Origin of the sequence: Pelotomaculum propionicicum, from assembly GCF_004369225.1 — a bacterium.
In the GTDB taxonomy this organism is placed as follows: domain Bacteria; phylum Bacillota; class Desulfotomaculia; order Desulfotomaculales; family Pelotomaculaceae; genus Pelotomaculum_B; species Pelotomaculum_B propionicicum.
The window spans coordinates 1-18,794 of record NZ_QFFZ01000011.1; the positions used below are offsets into that span (position 1 = coordinate 1).

Genomic DNA, 18,794 nt, shown 5'->3' on the forward strand with positions numbered 1-18,794 from the left:
GTAATTGTTATTCCTTTGAAACCACCTTTGCGCATTAACGACCTTGCCATGTCAATATTTGTCATTCAATTGTAAGATGAATTTTTTAATTTCCCCATAGAAACTAGCCGTCAGCGGTTTAGTCCAAGGTGGCTTATGCGAAGCTTTGCATAAGCCACCTTGCGGTACCCCTTCCTCGGTGTATATGACTACCCCGTTCAGCATCACACCAGACTTGAGATAGAGCCGGATTAGTCTAAGAACTCGCTTGTCCTTTACTTTTCTTGCAACCAGGCTCATTAGTTTATCCTGGTTCACTGTATCAAAGTACTTAGCCAAGTCGATATCTACCACCCACTTGTATCCTCCCTCAATGTACTTCCGAGCTGCTTTGACCGCCTGTTTTGCATCTCTGCCAGGCCTGAATCCATAGCTGTTTTCGGAGAATTCCGGGTCGAATATGGGTGTCAATACCTGCGTTATCGCTTGCTGTATCATCCTGTCAAGAACTGTAGGTATACCTAGCTGTCTTTTGCCCCCATCGGGCTTATTTATTTCCACACGCCTGACGGGTTGGGGAGTATATCTCCCTTCCAGGATTGCCTGCCTGATAGCTTCCCCGTTTTGCTTCAGGAAGGGCAGAAGTTCATCTACCTAGCGTGCCTGCCAGACCTCCCCGGGTAAGAGCGACCGCTTTCATTCCGTATACTTGCCACATCTACTGTATAAGCCTCGGGTAGTATTGGGCTTCGCTTTGTGATGCAAACTCGCCCGACTTAATTCAGCCTATATGTGGTTCGTGTTCCTCAAGCCGGAACTTTGCTTACAGCTTCTTTCAGATTCCACCTCACGACGGACACCCTTGCTGTTCGGCTAGTGGTTGCTACTACCAAGCCCCACAGCGGACTTTCACCGCCAAGCTGTCGCCCATGCCAGGCACACATCTAAAAAGCAAAGCCGGAATCCAGCTTTGCTTTAAGATTCGTCCTAAACTATCAGCTTTCCTTTTCAAAATCCTTTTTGCCCGCGCCGCAGACAGGGCACACCCAGTCATCAGGCAGGTCTTCGAAAGGCGTCCCGGGTGCGATGCCGCTGTCCGGGTCACCAACTGCCGGGTCATATACATACCCGCACACACTGCACACGTATTTTCCCGAGGACGTTTTCTTCTCTTCCTCTTTCTTATTAAAGGTAGGCGCCGAGGGAGGCACGCTGCCCTTTTTCACCTGCTGATAGTATGCGTAAGTCATAGGGGCGCCCTCCCCTAAAACATCGGCTTCAGTGATCTGGCCGACAAAAACTGTATGTGTGCCGGCATCAAACTCGTAGACAACTTTTGCTTCGATATAAGCAAGAGTATTTTCGTCAATATACGGCACGCCGTTTGGGGTCAGTTTCTTGTTAATTCCCTGGAACTTGTCAATCTCCCGGCCGGATTTAAAGCCAAACTGGCCGATCAGCGAGAGCGGCGCGTCCTGGGCGATGACTGACACCGCGAAAAACTTGCTGTCCTTGATATACTCGTGGGTCAGGTTGTTCTTGTTAATGCTCACTGCTATCGTAGGAGGATCATTAGAAATCTGAAAGGCGGTGTTGGCAATCTGTCCGTTCAGCGAATCGCCCTTTTTTGATGTAATGATGTACAGGCCGTAGCTGATGTTATAAAGCGCTTTGGGGTTCAATACTGTCACCTCTTTCTGTAATTTCTTAATCATTCTCCTACAATTATCTTATGATTTCCTTACCATTTTCTTATTTTATTTTTAATTCTTCGATGCCCCAGAACTCTTCGGCTTCCTTCTCCATTTTCTCCAGCCTGTCGTAATAATCCGGAAACTCGTTAAGGTGAGCGAGAGCAATTTTGCCGGTTACCAGCGGGTCATCCTCCGTAACGTTGGTTAAAGCATCGCGGGAGCCGTGTTCCAGTTCCACATCCATTCCCCTTCTGAACTGGTCCACATCGAACTTGTCCCATTTGATCCCGAGCTTTTCACCGATTTCCCTGGCCTGATCCTCTGTAAATTTCTTCTTCACCTTTTACCATCCTCCCTAAAGAATAATTATTCTCTTAAGATGCCATGTTTAATCCTTTTTACTCACTCGTATTTTGGCATTTTGTTCTTCCAGACTTTACAAAACTCCTTATGGCCGGGGCTGGCAAAACGCTTTATCACCAGGGAGGCAACCACTACCGCCAGGGCCGGAGAGAGCCCTACATGGGTAACCAGCAGTGAGGCCAGCGCGGCAGCCACAGCAAGGTCATTTATATCAAAAGCGTTGATTAGTTCCTGCCGGTCTACCATGTCGTCAATATTATCACCACAGATAAATTTATATGTCTCCACATTCCAGCGGCGGAAAAGGCGCCGGCCAAAATCCCTGACATCCTCGACAAATTCCATTTCCGGTTCATTATATATGACTATCGGTTCAAAAAGACCAGCCTTGGCCGGGTCTGCCGCTATGGCTCTGGCAGTTTCCCCCAGCCTCTCGTACAGTTCATCCTCACTCAGCTTTAATAATTTGGCAACTACCGGTTCAGCAAGCTCAGCTAATACAGACATTAACATACCTCCTCCCCGCTCGCTTTCATTTTGATGTGCTGTAGTTGATTACTTTCCCGTCTGATTCAAATACTATAGTTCCCTGCTGATCAGTCCTGAGTGTCACCGCGCCTGACCTGGCCAGCCTGTCAAGGACAGCCGGATGGGGGTGGTTATAATCATTGCCGGCGCCGACTGATATAACCGCATAACTTGGGCTTACCGCCTGCAAAAACTTTGCAGTAGTGGAGGAACTGCTGCCGTGGTGGCTTACTTTCAGGACCTGTGCCTTAACGTCACAACCGGCGGCAAGCATCTCCTTTTCAGACTCACTCTCGGCATCACCGGTCAACAAAAAAGCCACATCCTGGTACTTGAGAAAAATAACCGCCGAATAATTATTCAAACTCTCGTATTCTGTTGCTTGCGGCGCCAGCAATTTTGCCGACAAACCGCTGTTCTCGAAGATACTTACCCCCGCCCTGGCTTTTTTAATAGACAGGCCCCGCTCTTTAATTACCTGCAAGAGATCATAGAAAACCCGTGTGTTGGTAGTAACTTCAGGCATGATCACCTCGCCGGTCTTAAAGTTCTTGATTACAGCGTCAAGTGAACCGATATGATCTTCATGCGGGTGAGTGCCCACGATAAAATCTATCCTGTCAACGCCCCTTTCCCTCAAATAACCCATAACAGTGCTTTCACTTTCTCTTGCAGCGGCATCTATAAGCATGTTCCTTCCATCGGGCAGCTGCACCAGAATAGCGTCGCCCTGTCCCACATCAATAAAGTGGACTTTGAGCACCGCGGGCTTTGCCGGGACATTTGGCTCGCTTTGCGTCTGGACCGGCAAGGGACTCTGCACATTGCTCTTATTGTTCGCCTGGTCTGACCAGATTTTGGCGCAGACTGTTAAAAAAATAAGAGCCAGAATAATTATGAACAGCTTTTTCATGGTGTTTCCCATCTAAAAAATCAGTCCTTAAAAAGTTTTCTGGCCAATGAATCTGTTTTGTTTTTTAATCTCGCCGTAGCAACTGGATCAACCCGCACATTAAGCCTGATCACATCGCCCTCCATAGCTTCAGGCGGCAGCAGTTCCCGCGGCAGTTTAAAAATAATTCTGTTTGCTTCCACTATAACCCAGTCACCCTCAAAACGGTCGATCACTAACATGTCGCCCTCCGGGTTAAATTAATTGCCGAATCCTGCCATATGTATTATTATATCAATGAATTCAGCCCGTAACAATCATGACCACCCGTAAAACGGGTGGTTTGCTCTAGCCCTATAAGGGCTTGGTACTAAGCTGAGTCTCAAGACTCGCTGAAAGTTCCTACCAACCGCATGCATGCCCCACTACCCTTAAAAGGGTATTTCACCTACTTTTTAGCTGATTCCATTTAATTTGTTTCGGTCTTAACTTTTTCCCACTTCCAAATTTTTAACACTTTTTCACTAACGTATTGCTTTCAAGCTATTGTCAACCTTTAATCTGAAAAGAACTGTTCATAGCTATAAGCTTTTTGGAACCACCTGCATAGCAGGTGGTTTTCGTTACACAACAAAAACGGCGCCTAAAGCGGCGCCGTTGCTTTTATAATGTTGAGATCCTTACTGTGTATAGATATACACTGTGTTGTCGGCATCGTTATACTTTACTGTGCAGCCGAATTCCTCCGCGACAAATCTCAGCGGCACCATAGTCTTTTGGTCAATCACATAGGGTACTGCGTCAAGCTGTTTTTCTTCTCCGTTTACATAGTAGGCGCGTTTTTTCAGGTACATAATTATGACTGTGTCATCGCGCAAAATATTAATCTGGTCCGGGCTGTATCAGTTTACCTCACAGCCCAGCGCTTCAGCCAGGTTTCTCAAAGGCACCATGACCCGCTTGCCGCTTTCCAGGTTTACTACCATCGGATCGGTGTCAAAGGTAAGGGTCTTGCCGTCAAGCACCACCTTCGGGGTATTTTTGATAAACTTCTCAAATTCAGCGCTGTTGAACTCAGTCAATACAGGGACATCGATCTGCACCTCCTGATCGGTCCTGACCTCTGACTTGCCTTTCATAGCGAAATCCAGGTAATTAATGTTCTCTTCAGTATCTTTAACACTGACTTTGATGTCGCAATTTGATTTTGCTTCGAGACCGGTCTGATATAAATCTCCCGTCACAATTATTTCGCCGTTTCCTTCGTCCGCGCTGACGTTCAGTTTTAAAGAATAGTTTCCGCTTAATTCAGTTTTACTGCTGGCAGATTTACTGTTGAAAAAAGCGGTCCCTTTAAAATCCTTATCGCCGAAATTCACAGTAACCGCGGCAGACCCCTGCCCGCCGGGCAGCAGGGACGTTTCTATTTTACATTCTTCCAGGGTCACCTTGTCGCCCAGCAATGTCCTTATCTTTTCCGGGGTATCCGGGTAACTGCCGTCCTTGACGCTTTTTTCGATACCATCTATAATGTCGCTTTTAATTTTAGTGATGTCCTCAGATTTAACTCCTGAGGCAGTTAGATAATCAGTCAGCAGGGTGGCGAACCGGTCTTTTTCAATGGCGATTTTCCGCATCTCCGCCGCCGCCACTTCTACCAGGCCGTCCTGGTCCAGTTCGAAAACCACTTTATGGTCGGATAAACATAAAGAGGGACAATAGTCCTGCCTTGTTTTGTGGCCGCAGGGCCGGAACAGAAACACAGCCTGAACCGACCCTGTGGCCTCTTTTAAAATGTTCGGAGCAGACAGCAGTTTTAACCGGCCGCCCTCTTCCCCCACGGTTTGATTACCGAAATAAACACCTGCGCTATAAGCAGCAGTATTTGGGCGATCCCGAAATTTAAAGCCATGCGGCTGTCATACAAGTAAGTGGGGTCGTGGAAAGCCAGGGCGCGCTGGGCATCCGCGATGGCGGTAGCCCCGTTGGTCCACGGTCCAAGCCAAAATGTGCCGAAAAGAATCTGGGCCACTGTGGCCACCCACTTAAATGTTACCCAATTGAACTTGAAAAAACCCCAGTTGGTAAATAAGGAAAATAAAAGGCCGGTTATCAGAGAGCCAAAAGCAGCCGGGATTATGATAAAATCATCCAGCAGTTTTATTGTGGCATTAAAGGCGTATAACTCATCCCCGTTGGCGGTATAGCCTTTCAGCAGGGCCAGGAGAGTCATTGAGAGGCCGGTGCCAATCCAGGCGCAGGAGAAGAATATGTGAAATCCTTTAAGCCATGACCTTCCTTGCAAACCAAGCTGTTTCAATTCTTCGAACACCCCCTGGTATGATTAATCTATATTTTCTAGGTAACAATGGGCACTTCGATGCTTAAAAGCGGCGCGTGCTGCTGAGCCCCGTAAACATCAGTCTCACCCTGACCGCCTGAAACAACAGGGCGGACAATGGTAGCCTTAATCGCGTTAGCCTGTTCAAACTCCACAAGGTCCAGCACTTGTTCCACACTTATATTATAAAGTCGCGCATACAACTCCTTTCTGAAAATTCCGGAATGCCGCGCCAGCTTAAAAAACTTTCGGTTCTTAAATATTATATCCAGGGTCAGCTCATAAGGGCCCGAATTCTTACTGCGTATAACTTCGGCCAGCTCAGTAATCTTAACTTTTTTCAAAATTCATCACCTTAAATATTGAATATTTCCAGCGGGAACAGCTCAAACGGGTCATTTACTTCCATGAGGTGGTAGATATTAAAACGGTAGACCTCACCGCCTTTAAAATCCGACGGTGAGTACGGGAAAGCCAGGTTTCCCGCTGTGGCTACCCGGCCGGGATAACTGCAGTGGAGCATGGTCGAGCGGGCAAAGCCGCAGATGGTGTCGGCAATTGCCTGAGACTCGCCTACCGCTTCAATGATGATGCCGAGTTCGTGGGGGACTATGCTGCGTTCCGGTTCCAGCAATCCCATCACACCATTTTTCCCGTAAAACTTAAAATCCAGTAAATATTTATAAGCGGCTGAAGCAAAATTATCCTTGACTCTTTCCCTGACTGTTTCCACAACCAGGTCTATTTCTTTAATCATGACAGGATCGCGGCAGCCTGCAATGGTTACAGCGCGGAAGCCGGCCTTTTTTACCCCTTCAAGTTTTACTGAATATTTTTGAGACGGTATAAGCTTGCTGCCGGTAACCCTTACCCGGCCCTCCGCCGCCTGCTCAAACTCAGCGTTTTTGAGCTCCAGGCAGCCGCCCGGCAGCGGCAGGTAGAGAGGGTCTGATTTTTCATATAGGGTATGCGCGGCAACAGAAGTCACAGTACAGCGGCGCATTGGATTAAGCGGCTCCACCTCAAAATAACCCGCTCCGATAGTGCCCAGCAGGCAGTCACTGCCGCTGCCGGGAGTGGCGGCTATAGCCCCGCACTCCAATATTTTCCCCAGGTGGATGGCCGGTCCGGGCCTGTAACCCTGCCTGACCAGCGGGGCGGCAAAAACCGAAGGGTCATAAGCCCGTCCGGCTAAAACAACCTGCGCTCCGGCCTCAAGAGCCCCGACCAGAGGCTCAATGCCCATTTGGCCGACAATTCTAACTGACTGGTCTATATCTTCTTCTGTTAACAGCGGCACCGGGCCAAGCGGCGTAATTTTCCCCGTTCCCAGCGCCGCTTTGACTTTTTCCCGGTCTATCTCAGCGTGGATCAAGGCCAGCCTGAAATGGAGGCCTTTTGCTGCGGCTATCTCTCTGACCAGTTCAGTGTCCCTTTTTAAATGAGGCTCCCCCCCACTGCCGCCGGCTGAGCCGATCAGCAGCGGGATGCCGTTAGCCACAGCCGCTTCCAGGAGGATCTCCAGGTCCCTTTTAACAGAGTTCCGGTCGGTAAAGGGAACACCGGCGCCAAGATAATAGGGACCGGGATCTGTTGAGCCCGCGTCTACCGCTATGGCGTGGGGTTTTCTTTTCATACCTTCCTTAAAAGAATCCAGGGGAAAACCATAGCCTAGAATAGCGGTTGGTGACAAAACGCGCATTTCGCCCATTGCCAGTGCCTCCTTTGTAAACGCCTGCGCTTCACTTACAATTTCATAATAGGTCTAATTACTACCCGGTTAAAACAACAGTGAATTTTGGCAGTTAGATGCAGGATAAATCTTTATAGCAGAAGAATACCATTTTTAAAAGATTATTTAAAGGGAGAAGACTATGAAATATTTAGTTTTATTGAGCGATGGCATGGCTGATTATAATATTGAAGAGCTCGGCGGCCAAACACCCCTTGCCTACGCCAAAACCCCCAATATGGACTTTTTGGCCGCAAAAGGTGAAATCGGCACTGCCGCTACAGTACCGGCAGGATTTCCGCCCGGCAGCGACGTGGCTAACCTTTCTGTAATGGGCTATGACCCTAGAAAGTACTACACTGGCCGCTCTCCCTTGGAAGCTGTCAGCATGGGCGTTAAGCTGGCTGACAGCGACGTGGCCTTTCGCTGCAACCTTGTGACTCTTTCCGGTGAGGAAAAATATGAAGACAAGTCTATGGTCGATTACAGCGCTGATGAAATAACCTCCCCCGAGGCTGCAGAACTGATTAATGCGGTAAATGAGCAGTGCGGCGGCAACGGCCTTGTTTTTCACCCGGGTTTCCGTTTCAGGCACCTCCTGGTCTGGCAGGGCGGACCGGATGGGATGAAACTGACACCTCCCCATGATATATCCGGGCGCACCATAGGTGATCACCTGCCAGACGGAGAGGGCGGCGGAGTTTTATTAGATCTGATGAAGAAAAGCAATGGCATTTTAACCGGCCACCCGGTGAATCTGTCCAGGATCAAGCAGGGTCTGAGGCCGGCTAATTCGGTCTGGTTCTGGGGCCAGGGCAGGAAACCCGCATTGCCTAGATTTATTGACAAGTATAATCTTACCGGCTCCATCATCTCAGCGGTTGACCTGATCAAGGGGATCGGTATCTGCGCGGGCCTTGACATAGTAGAGGTGAAAGATGTGACAGGCACGGTCGAAACCAACTACAAGGGCAAGGTCGCAGCTGCCCTGAAAGAGCTTGACAGCGGCAAGGATTTTGTTTACGTCCATGTAGAGGCGCCGGACGCCGCCTCCCACAGGGGGGAAACCGGGACCAAGGTCAGGGCCATCGAAATGGTAGACGAAATGCTCGGCCTGCTGTTGGCAGGTCTGGAGCGGCACGGCAGCTTCAAGGTCATGCTTCTGCCGGACCATTTTACCCCGCTCAGCACCATGACGCACTGGGACGGGCCCGTACCCTTTGCCATTTACAACAGGAAGGCCGAAAAAAACAACAAAAACGCAGCCTTTACTGAAGAGGCAGCAGCCGGTAGCGGGATCTCTTTCGAAGACGGTTATAAATTGATGGATTATTTCATAGGAGCCTGACTTTCTTGGCTCATCCCACATGATATAGAAAATAAAAGCCCCCTTTGTTTGGCCAAAGGGGGTGTCTCTATTTTACAATATGATTATTCCTTTTACTCAGTAACACCCTTAAGGTTGCCTTGTAAGTCTTCTGTCAATGAAACAAATTGACAGGATTTACAAGATTAAAAGGATTTACAGGATAATAGTTTAAGGAATTCAGAATTCAGTAGTCAGAAGTTTAAAGTCAAAAGTCTAAAATCAGAAATAAAAAAGATCTTATATATTCAGTCTCCTGACTCCTGTATTCTGACTCCTGTATTCTCTTTGTCCTTAAAAATCCTGTCAATTTGTTTTATCTTTACACTGAGCTAACGGTATAATCATTCTTTACAATATTTTTTCTTTTTAATTCCCATTCTGCTCAGCCAGGTTGAATTTCTTGTGCAGGGCGGCGACTGCCTTAACAGAGTCTTCCGCCCTGATAATACAGGACACCTTGATTTCAGAGGTGCTGATCATCTCCAAATTAATCCCTTCCCTGAACAAGGCTTCGAACATTTCAGCCGCCACACCGGGGTTGCTGACCATGCCGGCGCCTACAATGGAGACCTTGGCCACACCGTCACCGTAGGTGAAACCGTCAGCTCCCAATGCTGTCTGCAGTTTTTCAACAACCTCCAGCGCTTTTTTCAAATCTCCCTTCGAGCAGGTAAAAGATATATCATTCCTTTCATCGCGCATAGCGCTTTGAATAATCATGTCAACATTTATTTTCTCATCCGCCAGGGCTTTAAATAAGGTATGGGCAATGCCCGGCTTGTCCATAACATTAAAAAGGCCTATTTTCGCAACATTATTGTCACAAACCACTCCGGTCACAACAAGCGATTTTTCCATTTCTTCCACCTCCCTTACCACAGTCCCGGGGTTATGGTTAAAACTTGAGCGTACATGCAGCGGCATCTTATACTTCATAGCCAGCTCCACAGCACGGGGGTGCAGCACCGCCGCGCCTAAATTAGCCAATTCCAGCATTTCCTCGTACGAAATCACAGCAAGCTTGCGGGCTTCCGGGACAACGCGGGGGTCAGTGGTATAGACCCCGTCGACATCGGTATATATCTCACATAAATCGGCTTTTAAGGCTATGGCCAACGCCACAGCGGTCGTATCGGAACCGCCCCGTCCCAATGTGGTAATGTTGTTGTTCACCTGGTCAATCCCCTGGAATCCTGCCACCACTACTATTTTACCCTGTTCAAGTTCTTCTTTGATCCGTACAGTATCTATACTGTTAATCCTGGCTTTAGTGTGGGCGCTGTCGGTATGGATCCCGGCCTGGGCGCCTGTCAAAGAAATAACTGATTCTCCAAGTTCTTTTATAGCCATGGCTAAGAGCGCTATGGAAACCTGTTCCCCTGTTGACAAAATCACGTCCATTTCCCTGTCTGTTGGAGAATCGGTTATTTCTTTAACCAGACTGACGAGGTCGTCAGTGGTATCACCCATGGCCGACACGGTCACCACGATTTGATGGCCCTTGCTCCTGACATCGGCAACCCTGCGGGCAACCCTGTGAATTCGTTCAGCGTTGGCAACAGAACTGCCGCCGTATTTCTGGACTACAAGCATCTTCTACAATCGCCTGCCTTTATACCTCAGTTTAACTATTAATCAACTGTTAAATTCTTTTATTCTGACTTCTGAATTCTGAATTCTGACTCCTTTGCCCTATTTAACCTCTAGCGCCCTGGCCCCGATCGGGCTGGGTTTTAGCACCATTACCCTGGATTTCACACCGTTTTGCCGGAAAGTCTCGCCCATAACCCTGGCAATTAATTCGAAATTTGAATCGGCAAAGGCTATCACCGAAGGACCCGCGCCGCTTAACGTTACACCGCGTGCACCGGCTAGTTTGGCTGCGGCAAGCACCTTTTTCAGCCCCGGAATTAAGGGTGAACGGAAAGACTGGTGGAGCCTGTCCTCCATAGCCACACCCAGAAGCCCCAAGTCCCCCTGCTGCAGGGCCGCCACCAGCAAAGCGGCCCGGCCGACATTAAAAGCAGCGTCCTGAAAGGGTACCTGGGCCGGTATAATTTCTCTCGAGGTTTTGGTAATCAGAGCAAAATCCGGTACCGCCACCACACCTTTCAGTCCATTGGGTGGTTCAATTTTTAAATATTTTATCTCTCCGTCAGACTGCACCGAAACAACAACGCCCCCCAGTACGGCAGGAACCACGTTATCCTGGTGACCTTCGATGGAACTGGCTATGTTGATCAGCTCTCTGATAGAAAGCTTGCCGCCGGTGAGCAGGTTGGCGGCTATTACGCCTCCTACTATGGCTGCCGTGCTGCTGCCCAAACCGCGGGCGACAGGTATTTGATTTAAAAGGCGCAGCCTTAAGCCTGACATCGCAAAACCCACTTGCCGGAAAAGACTGCGGGCGGCTTGAAATACCAGGTTGCTCTCATCCCTGGGAATGTCCGCCGCGCCCTCACCGCTTACTTCAATGGACAGCCCGCGGGAGGTCGGGACCATTTCTATCACGTTATGAAGCTCCAGCGCCATCCCAAGGCAGTCGAAACCCGGACCAAGGTTCGCCGTCGTAGCCGGCACCTGTACTCGGATTATCACAGGCAGTCCCCCTGCGTCTTAATAAAATGAAAGGTCAGTCCGCTATTCGCCTTCAACCCTGATCACGTTGGAAACTTCATTTACTACTGGCAGTTCTTTTATTTCTATAAGAGCATCCTGCAAGTTTTTTTCAAGAACATTATGGGTAATCAGAACCAGTTCAGCGCACTCCCCTGAGGTATGCTGAATCACAGAAGCGAGACTAACCTGGTACTTGCCAAAAATGAAGGCTATGCTTGCCAGCACGCCCGGCCTGTCAGCCACATTTATGCGTATGTAATACTTGGTTACAGTGAGCCCCATCGGCTTGACCCGCTTCTCCTCAAAACAGGTGCAGCCGATCATCCCGGGCACGTTATTAACCAGGTTGCGCGCGGCGCTCATCACATCAGCCGCAACAGCACTGGCGGTGGGAAGTTCACCCGCTCCACGGCCGAAAAACATCACATCCCCCACAGCGTCACCAGTGACAAAGATGGCGTTATACACATCATTCACTGCTGCCAGCGGGTGATTTTTCGGCAGAAGCGCCGGATGCACCCGTGCCTCGATACCGTCACTGCTCTCCCTGGCTATGGCAAGCAGTTTAACCGTATAGTTGAGATTGGCGGCGTATGCTATATCTTCGGCGGTAACGCGGGTAATTCCTTCTACAAAGACCTGGTCCAGGCGCAGCCTGGTGTTAAAAGCGATTGAGGCCAGGATGGTCAGCTTGCGCGCGGCGTCGTACCCCTCAACATCTGAGCTGGGGTCAGCTTCAGCGTAACCCAGGGACTGGGCTTCGCACAGCGCTTCCTGAAAACCAAGGCCTTCCTTGCTCATCCTGGACAGCATGTAATTGGTGGTGCCGTTGATGATGCCGATTAACTGCGTAATTCTGTTGGCTGCCAGGCATTCCTTGAGAGGCGTGATGATGGGGATCCCGCCCGCCACACTGGCTTCAAAAAACAAATCCCGGCTGTTGGCATCAGCCGCCGCAAAGAGCTTCTTACCATGCAGGGCGATCATGTCCTTGTTGGCGGTAACCAGGCTTTTCCCTTTTCCCAGCGCTGACAGGGCATACTCCAGCGCCTGGTCCACTCCGCCCAGCACCTCAACGATAATGTCTATTTCAGGGTCGTCAAGCAGCTCGTTGACATTGGTGGTCAGTAAACCCTCACTCAGCGCCAAACCGCGGTCCTTTGCCGGATCCCGCACCAGGATTTTTTTTATTTTGATGGGCACTCCAACTTTTTCTTCGATACCCGCTCTGTTGTCAGTCAGAATACGGTAGACACCGCGCCCGACGGTGCCCATGCCCAGTAAGCCAACACCGATTTCTTTTTTTGCAGCCACCCGGCTTTCCTCCTTTATAAACACAAAAACCTTAGTACATCTTGCTATACTCTTAAAGCCTCTGCTAGACATTATAGCATCGGCGCCGCACCCGGGCAACGTCAAAAACGCCGGCAGAGGTATCTATTAAAAATATCCTGGCATAATTGCTATTTTCTTGATCCAGATTGTCATTAAAAGGCGCCTTCTGGATAATAATAGAACCAGTGGGACAAGAAAGATTCTCTACAGGGTATATCTAAGAGGTGCTTTCAGTTGGACACCAACTCCTGTTTTGAACAAATTCAAGAACTGCAAAGCAAATCGATTGAAATGCAAATATATAGTTGGACCCATAATGAAATATTTTCATTTCAATGGTGGCTGCTCATGGTGATATTTATTGTCCCCTGGTTAATTTGGTGGAAATATGTGGATAGAAAGCGGCTTAAGGAAATCTTGTTATATGGATTTTTTGTGCTGACAGTTGTAACTATCATTGACGAGGTAGGTTGCCAGTTAAATCTATGGGAATATCCATTTGATATTGAGCCGTTATTTCCACGTTTAATTCCAGTTAATTTTACGGCATTGCCCATTATTTTCATGTTTATTTATCAATACTTTTCAGAATGGAAACCATTCATCATAGCCAGCGTCTTAGTGTCTGCCGTTTTATCTTTTATTGGAGAGAATATACTTGAATGGGTTGGTATTTATGTATTGTTTAAATGGGAAAATTATTACTCGCTACCTATATATGTTATTATCGGGGTGTCCTTAAAGTGGTTATTAGAAATTGTCCTGAAAAAGGAAGAGGATGCCCATAAGAACCATTAGAGAATAATCTTCTTTCCGGTTATTTATTTGCAAGAGGTGTTCGGGATTGTTTAAAACCATAAACAGAAAGAATCAGCGTTATCCCAGAGCCGTGATTTCTCCCTTCACAACAAACACCATCAACAGGACCAACCCCTGGGTGGCGGCGTGGTGGTCCGCCGCTTTTCCGGGGTTCGGGCATATGTTTTTGGGCAGGTACATCACAGGATTTGTTTTAACCATCTGGGAAATCATTTTAAACCTTAAAGCCAACATAAACCTGGCCATCATTTATAGTTTCACGGGGCAGTTTGACCAGGCCAGAGAGGTCCTGGACTACAAGCTGTTTATTGTTTATATTGGCGCCTTTGTCTTTGGAATTTGGGACAGCTACCGTATTTCAGTTGAAATGAATAAGCGTTCAGTTCTGGCAGATAGAACAGATCCCGTGGTTGACAATTTCTCAATGAGCCCTTTTAGCATTAATTGTTTCGAAAAAAGGAACCCCTGGGTCTCCGCCGCCTGGTCCTGCTTGGTGCCGGGCCTCGGGCACGTTTACATCCACAGGCTTGCCACCGGTTTTTTTGTTTTAATTATCTGGGCTCTGGCCGTTTATTTTTCACGCATGCTTGTGGCCATGCATTTAACTTTAACAGGTGCGTTCAGCGAGGCCGCGGCTGTAATCGATCCCGCCTATTTTCTCTTTCTGCCGTCTCTTTATGGTTTCTCTATTTATTGTTCCTACGTTTACACAGTGGAATACAACAAGGTTTTCAAGGCGGAACAGGCAGGATATTTAAAAGCCAATTACCAGTCGCCCGATTCTAAAATGCCCTGCTGATTGATGTAAGCCGTATCTACCTTTTTATATTTGCCGGGCAGAAAAGGGGTAAATAAATATAAATGCATATTGTGGCCTCTCTTGAACAGTCCCTCTTCCTGGAACTGGCCATCACAGAACTGGAAGAGAAGGGTATCGCAAAAAACAAAATAGTCGCTGTGCCGCTTAAAAAAAAAGCTGGGAACAGTAGAATATTTGACACTATCCACCGTGCCGACGGTATCAGCCTGTTTGACGGCGCCATGATCCTGGGCACCGTATTTGCGATTTTGGGAGCCATCTACGGAACGGTTTTAAAGTGGGGTCCTGTACTGTGGGGGATCATCGGTTTGTTTACCGGGTTTGCCGTGGGTCTTCTGCTCGACCTTTTAATAAACAAGAGACGTACCGCAGGTAAAAAGACAAAACCGATTCCAGCGGAAGTAGTACTGATCATTAACTGCGACAGGGAACAGGCAGAAATGGTTGAAAAAGTTCTCTGGGATAACCAGGCCCTGGGTGTGGGAAGAATCAACACATAAATTGTGTTAAATAATAACAGTAAGCGGACAGGCGGAGGGTTAATTAATTATGAACATAAGCGTGGAACCGGTAATTAGTCTAACAGCTTTTTTATTAGCTTTGCTCCTGTTAATTTTTGCTGTTGACTGGCGCTACTTCCGGGACTGGATAGTCATCTTTCTGTATAAAAGCCTCTTGGACAGTTTATGGGGTAGTGCGGTGGTGAATGCCGGCCGAATAGAATTTCCTTTCCGTCAGTTACCCCAGCTTTTTAAAATGGGTCTTCTGTTTGATTACTGGGTCTTTCCTATCCTCTGCGTCTGGTACAACCATATCACCAGGGAGCGCGGCCTCTGGCAAATTTTTTTCTACGCCGTGCTTTTCAGCGCCGGCATGACTGCAATAGAATTCCCCCTGGAGTTGTATACAAACCTCATAAAGTACATAAAATGGGACTGGTTTACGACTTTTTACACTTTAACCATAACATTTTTGTCATCCAGGGCTTTCATCGCTTTCTACCGCTGGGGCTGCGACTATTTCGGCCGCACAAAACCTTAAACTGGACTGTGCCGATAAAAAATAAAACCGGCCAGGCGACCGGTTAAGTTTATCAAATTATTATACAAATCAGCCCGCCGGAGCCTTCATTGACAATACGCTGAAGCGTTTCCTGAAGTTTGCCCTGGGCGTTCTCAGGCATGCGGTGCAGTTTGTTCTGAATTCCTTCCCGGACCAGGTCGTGCACCGACTTGCCGAAGATTTCCGACTTCCATATCTTCTGCGGGTTGTCTTCAAATTCTCTCAGCATATACTGCACAAGTTCCTCACACTGTTTTTCAGTCCCGATTATAGGTGTGATCTCAGTGGTAATGTCTGCTTTGATCATATGCAGGGAAGGCGCGCTGGCCTTGAGCTTAATGCCGAAGCGGCTGCCCTGGCGGATCAGTTCGGGTTCTTCCAGGATCAGTTCATCCAGGGTCGGCGTAACCACTCCATAACCGTTCTCCCGGACTTCTCCCAGAGCATCCGCCACCTTGTCGTATTCCCTTTTAGCCACGCTGAGATCCCTGACCAGGCGGAACAATTCTTTTTCACCGCCAATATCAAAGCCTGACTGCTCGCTCAGCACCTGGTAGAAAAGCTGCGGGCTGGAAGTTATATTTATCGCCGCGGACCCGGTCCCCATATCCATACTGCGCAGGCTGACCTGCTCTATAAAATCATAGTCTGCCAGGGATTCCACCGCACCGTCGACATCTCTAAGCCGCCGCACGTTTTTAACGGTTTCACGGATCGACTCCTCAAATTTTTGACGCAGCCAGTGTTTAAGCTCCAGTTCCTCCACCCAGGGCGGCAAATTAATATTTACTTCGTTCACAGGAAACTCAAAAAGCAGCTTTTCCAATATGTGCAGAATATCCGCCTGGGACATCTGGGCGCAGTCCACCGGGACTACCGGGGTGTCGTATTTCTCACTCAGCTCGGCGGCCAGTTTTAGAGCCTCCTCACCAGCGGCGTCGGTGCTGTTAAGAAGCACCAGGAAAGGACGGTTGATGCCCTTCAACTCCTCAATAACCCTTTCCTCGGCCTCAACATAATTCTCCCTCGCAATATCTGTTATGGAACCGTCAGTGGTGACCACCAGGCCCATGGTGGAGTGTTCAGAAATCACCTTTCTGGTCCCTACTTCAGCCGCTTCCTGGAACGGGATAGGCTCTTCAAACCACGGTGTCGACACCATCCGCGGCCCGTCATCTTCCTCATAGCCAAGAGCCCCTTCCACCCGGTAACCAACACAGTCGACCATCCGTATTTTTACGTTTAGATTCGGCGTCACCTGGATTTCAACAGCTTCGTTGGGCACAAACTTGGGCTCGGTAGTCATTACCGTCCGTCCCGCCGCGCTTTGAGGCAGTTCGTCCTTGGCCCGCTCCCGGTCATAAACGTTGGTCATATTGGGGAGTACCATCAGTTCCATCAGGCGTTTTATAAAAGTTGATTTGCCGGTGCGGACGCCGCCAACCACGCCCAGGTAAAGATCCCCCCCGGTACGTTCCGCGATATCGCGGAAGATATCGTTCATTTCCATATGCACACTCCCTCCCAAATAAATTTTTAGACGCATCTATCGTAAAAGATTGCATCCCTCCCCACATCTCAAAAAATCAAATATCGATCCTGCCGTGAAACCTAGTCCACGTCTATTTTTTTCCAGTGGCATACAATAACAGTATATATATATGAGCCTGTTGGACGAATATAACCTGGCAAATGAAAAATCCAAAAAAAAATCCAATATTTACCTGATACATTCCAAGTGCTCCTGAGAAAAGGGAAAGAGTATGTTTTGTTGAACTACCTTGGTGGGAGGTGTTTGAAAATGCTTGAGAAGGACAGGCATGTGCTGGAGGGCACTTTTTTAAGCGACCCCAAAAACTTCAGGCGAGTCCTGCTGAGTATCGCTGACGGGGTCTATATGACATTTATACGCTGAAGCCTCGGGCGATCAAGCAATTATTGGGGTAAAGGACAGCGGCATTGGCATAAACACCGCTGAACACGAAAAAATATTCGAGCAGTTCTATCGCACTGACAACATGGTTACGCGTAAAACCACAGGCACGGGCATAGGTCTTTCCATTGTCAAAAAAATTGTGGCGATGCACAACGGGGAGATTACCGTCCTTAGCGAGCCTGGTCAAGGCAGCACATTTGAAGTAAGCCTGCCTTTGTCCGCCGGTTAAACAATACGCCTGCCTATTCTGAAAATCTTATCTTTCCCATAGCCCCCGCGACACGCGCCACTTCTTCCATCTCGTGGGTTTTGCTCCGGGTCATCAGGTTGTTTACAGCAATGTCAGGCGAAAGCCCTTCTTCCAGCACCCTGTAAATCTGCTCGGTGATAGGCATTTCAACTCCATAGCGTCTGGCCAGGCTGTAGGCGGCACGCGTAGTGCGGACTCCTTCAACCACCATTTTCACTTCAGCCAGAGCTTCATCAATTGATTTGCCTTTGCCGATGGCGATGCCGGCCCGTCGGTTGCGGCTGTGCATGCTTGTACAGGTCACAATTAAGTCCCCCACACCGGCAAGCCCGGCGAAAGTAAGGGGGTTGGCGCCCATTGAGAAGCCAAGACGTGAAATCTCGGCCAGCCCCCTGGTCATTAAGGCTGCTTTGGTATTGTCCCCGTACCCCAGGCCGTCCGCAACACCGGTTCCCAGGGCGATAATGTTTTTTAAGGCGCCGCCCAGCTCGATACCTGTCACATCCGGGTTGGTGTACACCCTGAAATACTGGCACATAAACAAATCCTGCACGTATTCTGCGCTGCTCAGGCAGTATGACGATGCCACTACTGCTGTTGGCACCAGCCTGCCGACTTCCTCAGCGTGGCTGGGGCCGGAAAGCACCACGAAACGTTCCAGCATGTCCTGCCCGGCCTCCTGCGCCAGTGCCTGCGACAAGCGGCAGAGGCTGTCCTCTTCAATACCCTTGGCGACATTAACCAGCACTGCACTGCCTGGCAGGTAAGGCATGGACTGGCGGAAAACCTGCCTGAAAGCGTGAGAGGGAACGCCATAAATAACCACATCAACGTCCTCCAGGGTCCGTTCCATATCTACAAGAACTTCTACACCCGGTGGAATAGTTACACCAGGCAGGAAGCTGCTGTTTTCCCTTGTTTGCTTGATTTCATCCACCTGATCCGGCAGAATGGACCACATTCTTACTGAAAAACCCTTATGGGCCAGAAGCACGGCAATAGCTGTCGCCCAGCTGCCCGCGCCGAGGATTCCTATTTTTCTAAACACTGAAGCC

Annotated in this window: 20 protein-coding genes and 2 pseudogenes; 6 read left to right on the top strand and 16 right to left on the bottom strand. The window is 48.8% G+C overall.

The annotated features are described in order from the left end of the window. Positions 1 to 153: 153 nt before the first annotated feature. The 11 genes and pseudogenes from Pmgp_RS06755 to Pmgp_RS06805 all read right to left on the bottom strand — a co-directional run. Positions 154 to 633: pseudogene (locus Pmgp_RS06755) on the bottom strand (reverse transcriptase domain-containing protein); the annotation flags it as partial. Between the two features lie 341 nt (positions 634 to 974). Further along, the gene (rd, locus tag Pmgp_RS20545) at positions 975 to 1,694 is read right to left on the bottom strand and encodes a rubredoxin (protein WP_192902830.1); all 720 of its coding nucleotides are present in this window, start codon (positions 1,692 to 1,694) and stop codon (positions 975 to 977) included. A 37-nt stretch (positions 1,695 to 1,731) separates the two neighbouring features. Continuing rightward, positions 1,732 to 2,013: a DUF5661 family protein gene (locus tag Pmgp_RS06765; protein WP_134213218.1), complete on the bottom strand. Its 282-nt coding sequence runs from the start codon at positions 2,011 to 2,013 to the stop codon at positions 1,732 to 1,734. A 62-nt stretch (positions 2,014 to 2,075) separates the two neighbouring features. Continuing rightward, on the bottom strand, positions 2,076 to 2,543 hold the full coding sequence (locus Pmgp_RS06770; protein WP_134213219.1) for a hypothetical protein: 468 nt from the start codon (positions 2,541 to 2,543) through the stop codon (positions 2,076 to 2,078). A 25-nt stretch (positions 2,544 to 2,568) separates the two neighbouring features. After that, positions 2,569 to 3,477, bottom strand: coding sequence for a ComEC/Rec2 family competence protein (locus Pmgp_RS06775; RefSeq protein WP_134213220.1), 909 nt, complete (start codon positions 3,475 to 3,477; stop codon positions 2,569 to 2,571). A 20-nt stretch (positions 3,478 to 3,497) separates the two neighbouring features. After that, positions 3,498 to 3,698 (bottom strand): DUF3006 domain-containing protein, encoded by a 201-nt coding sequence (locus Pmgp_RS06780; protein ID WP_134213221.1) that lies wholly within the window; start codon positions 3,696 to 3,698, stop codon positions 3,498 to 3,500. A 438-nt stretch (positions 3,699 to 4,136) separates the two neighbouring features. Continuing rightward, a complete protein-coding gene (locus Pmgp_RS06785; protein ID WP_153189194.1) occupies positions 4,137 to 4,334 on the bottom strand; it encodes a copper amine oxidase N-terminal domain-containing protein in 198 nt (65 codons plus the stop codon). 24 nt (positions 4,335 to 4,358) lie between these two features. After that, positions 4,359 to 5,297, bottom strand: coding sequence for a stalk domain-containing protein (locus tag Pmgp_RS06790; protein ID WP_134213223.1), 939 nt, complete (start codon positions 5,295 to 5,297; stop codon positions 4,359 to 4,361). Then, on the bottom strand, positions 5,273 to 5,776 hold the full coding sequence (locus tag Pmgp_RS06795; protein ID WP_134213224.1) for a hypothetical protein: 504 nt from the start codon (positions 5,774 to 5,776) through the stop codon (positions 5,273 to 5,275). Before Pmgp_RS06795 ends, Pmgp_RS06790 begins: the two co-directional genes overlap by 25 nt. A gap of 38 nt (positions 5,777 to 5,814) precedes the next feature. Beyond that, entirely contained in the window at positions 5,815 to 6,141 is a 327-nt protein-coding gene (locus Pmgp_RS06800) for a DUF4387 domain-containing protein (RefSeq protein WP_134213225.1), read from the bottom strand. Between the two features lie 11 nt (positions 6,142 to 6,152). Beyond that, positions 6,153 to 7,508, bottom strand: coding sequence for an acyclic terpene utilization AtuA family protein (locus Pmgp_RS06805; protein WP_134213226.1), 1,356 nt, complete (start codon positions 7,506 to 7,508; stop codon positions 6,153 to 6,155). Between the two features lie 163 nt (positions 7,509 to 7,671). On the opposite strand from Pmgp_RS06805, the gene Pmgp_RS06810 reads away from it, so the two are divergent. Next, positions 7,672 to 8,877: a cofactor-independent phosphoglycerate mutase gene (locus Pmgp_RS06810; RefSeq protein ID WP_134213227.1), complete on the top strand. Its 1,206-nt coding sequence runs from the start codon at positions 7,672 to 7,674 to the stop codon at positions 8,875 to 8,877. Positions 8,878 to 9,264: 387 nt separating this feature from the next. Here Pmgp_RS06810 and Pmgp_RS06815 read toward each other — a convergent pair whose 3' ends face one another. The 3 genes from Pmgp_RS06815 to Pmgp_RS06825 all read right to left on the bottom strand — a co-directional run bounded on the left by Pmgp_RS06815 (position 9,265) and on the right by Pmgp_RS06825 (position 12,831). Further along, a complete protein-coding gene (locus Pmgp_RS06815; protein ID WP_134213228.1) occupies positions 9,265 to 10,491 on the bottom strand; it encodes an aspartate kinase in 1,227 nt (408 codons plus the stop codon). A gap of 99 nt (positions 10,492 to 10,590) precedes the next feature. Beyond that, positions 10,591 to 11,493 (bottom strand): homoserine kinase, encoded by a 903-nt coding sequence (gene thrB, locus Pmgp_RS06820; protein ID WP_134213313.1) that lies wholly within the window; start codon positions 11,491 to 11,493, stop codon positions 10,591 to 10,593. A 45-nt stretch (positions 11,494 to 11,538) separates the two neighbouring features. After that, positions 11,539 to 12,831 carry a homoserine dehydrogenase gene (locus Pmgp_RS06825; protein WP_282432884.1) on the bottom strand — a complete coding sequence of 431 codons (1,293 nt, stop codon included), beginning with the start codon at positions 12,829 to 12,831 and terminating at the stop codon, positions 11,539 to 11,541. 255 nt (positions 12,832 to 13,086) lie between these two features. Here Pmgp_RS06825 and Pmgp_RS06830 point away from each other — a divergent pair, with 255 nt between their 5' ends. From Pmgp_RS06830 to Pmgp_RS06845, 4 genes are all read left to right on the top strand, one after another. Then, positions 13,087 to 13,650, top strand: coding sequence for a CBO0543 family protein (locus Pmgp_RS06830; RefSeq protein WP_134213230.1), 564 nt, complete (start codon positions 13,087 to 13,089; stop codon positions 13,648 to 13,650). Positions 13,651 to 13,696: 46 nt separating this feature from the next. Next, on the top strand, positions 13,697 to 14,470 hold the full coding sequence (locus Pmgp_RS06835; protein ID WP_243119757.1) for a hypothetical protein: 774 nt from the start codon (positions 13,697 to 13,699) through the stop codon (positions 14,468 to 14,470). A gap of 62 nt (positions 14,471 to 14,532) precedes the next feature. Then, positions 14,533 to 14,991, top strand: a complete 459-nt coding sequence (locus Pmgp_RS06840; protein ID WP_134213231.1) for a hypothetical protein — start codon at positions 14,533 to 14,535, stop codon at positions 14,989 to 14,991. A gap of 49 nt (positions 14,992 to 15,040) precedes the next feature. Beyond that, a complete protein-coding gene (locus tag Pmgp_RS06845; protein WP_134213232.1) occupies positions 15,041 to 15,532 on the top strand; it encodes a CBO0543 family protein in 492 nt (163 codons plus the stop codon). 52 nt (positions 15,533 to 15,584) lie between these two features. On the opposite strand, the gene spoIVA is transcribed toward Pmgp_RS06845, so the two are convergent. After that, positions 15,585 to 17,063, bottom strand: coding sequence for a stage IV sporulation protein A (spoIVA, locus tag Pmgp_RS06850; protein WP_134213233.1), 1,479 nt, complete (start codon positions 17,061 to 17,063; stop codon positions 15,585 to 15,587). A 421-nt stretch (positions 17,064 to 17,484) separates the two neighbouring features. Between spoIVA and Pmgp_RS06855 the strand changes: the two are divergent. Next, a pseudogene (locus tag Pmgp_RS06855) lies at positions 17,485 to 17,718 on the top strand (sensor histidine kinase); the annotation flags it as partial. Between the two features lie 13 nt (positions 17,719 to 17,731). Here Pmgp_RS06855 and Pmgp_RS06860 read toward each other — a convergent pair. Then, the gene (locus Pmgp_RS06860) at positions 17,732 to 18,787 is read right to left on the bottom strand and encodes an NAD(P)H-dependent glycerol-3-phosphate dehydrogenase (protein WP_134213236.1); all 1,056 of its coding nucleotides are present in this window, start codon (positions 18,785 to 18,787) and stop codon (positions 17,732 to 17,734) included. Positions 18,788 to 18,794: the final 7 nt, after the last annotated feature.

Bases quoted from the DNA above. Each gene is read 5' to 3' on its own strand.
- rd (WP_192902830.1), bottom strand. From the start codon at position 1,694: ATGATTAAGAAATTACAGAAAGAGGTGACAGTATTGAACCCCAAAGCG.
- Pmgp_RS06780 (WP_134213221.1), bottom strand. From the start codon at position 3,698: ATGTTAGTGATCGACCGTTTTGAGGGTGACTGGGTTATAGTGGAAGCA.
- spoIVA (WP_134213233.1), bottom strand. From the start codon at position 17,063: ATGGAAATGAACGATATCTTCCGCGATATCGCGGAACGTACCGGGGGG.
- Pmgp_RS06810 (WP_134213227.1), top strand. From the start codon at position 7,672: ATGAAATATTTAGTTTTATTGAGCGATGGCATGGCTGATTATAATATT.
- Pmgp_RS06770 (WP_134213219.1), bottom strand. From the start codon at position 2,543: ATGTCTGTATTAGCTGAGCTTGCTGAACCGGTAGTTGCCAAATTATTA.
- Pmgp_RS06845 (WP_134213232.1), top strand. From the start codon at position 15,041: ATGAACATAAGCGTGGAACCGGTAATTAGTCTAACAGCTTTTTTATTA.
- Pmgp_RS06805 (WP_134213226.1), bottom strand. From the start codon at position 7,508: ATGGGCGAAATGCGCGTTTTGTCACCAACCGCTATTCTAGGCTATGGT.
- Pmgp_RS06775 (WP_134213220.1), bottom strand. From the start codon at position 3,477: ATGAAAAAGCTGTTCATAATTATTCTGGCTCTTATTTTTTTAACAGTC.
- Pmgp_RS06815 (WP_134213228.1), bottom strand. From the start codon at position 10,491: ATGCTTGTAGTCCAGAAATACGGCGGCAGTTCTGTTGCCAACGCTGAA.
- Pmgp_RS06840 (WP_134213231.1), top strand. From the start codon at position 14,533: ATGCATATTGTGGCCTCTCTTGAACAGTCCCTCTTCCTGGAACTGGCC.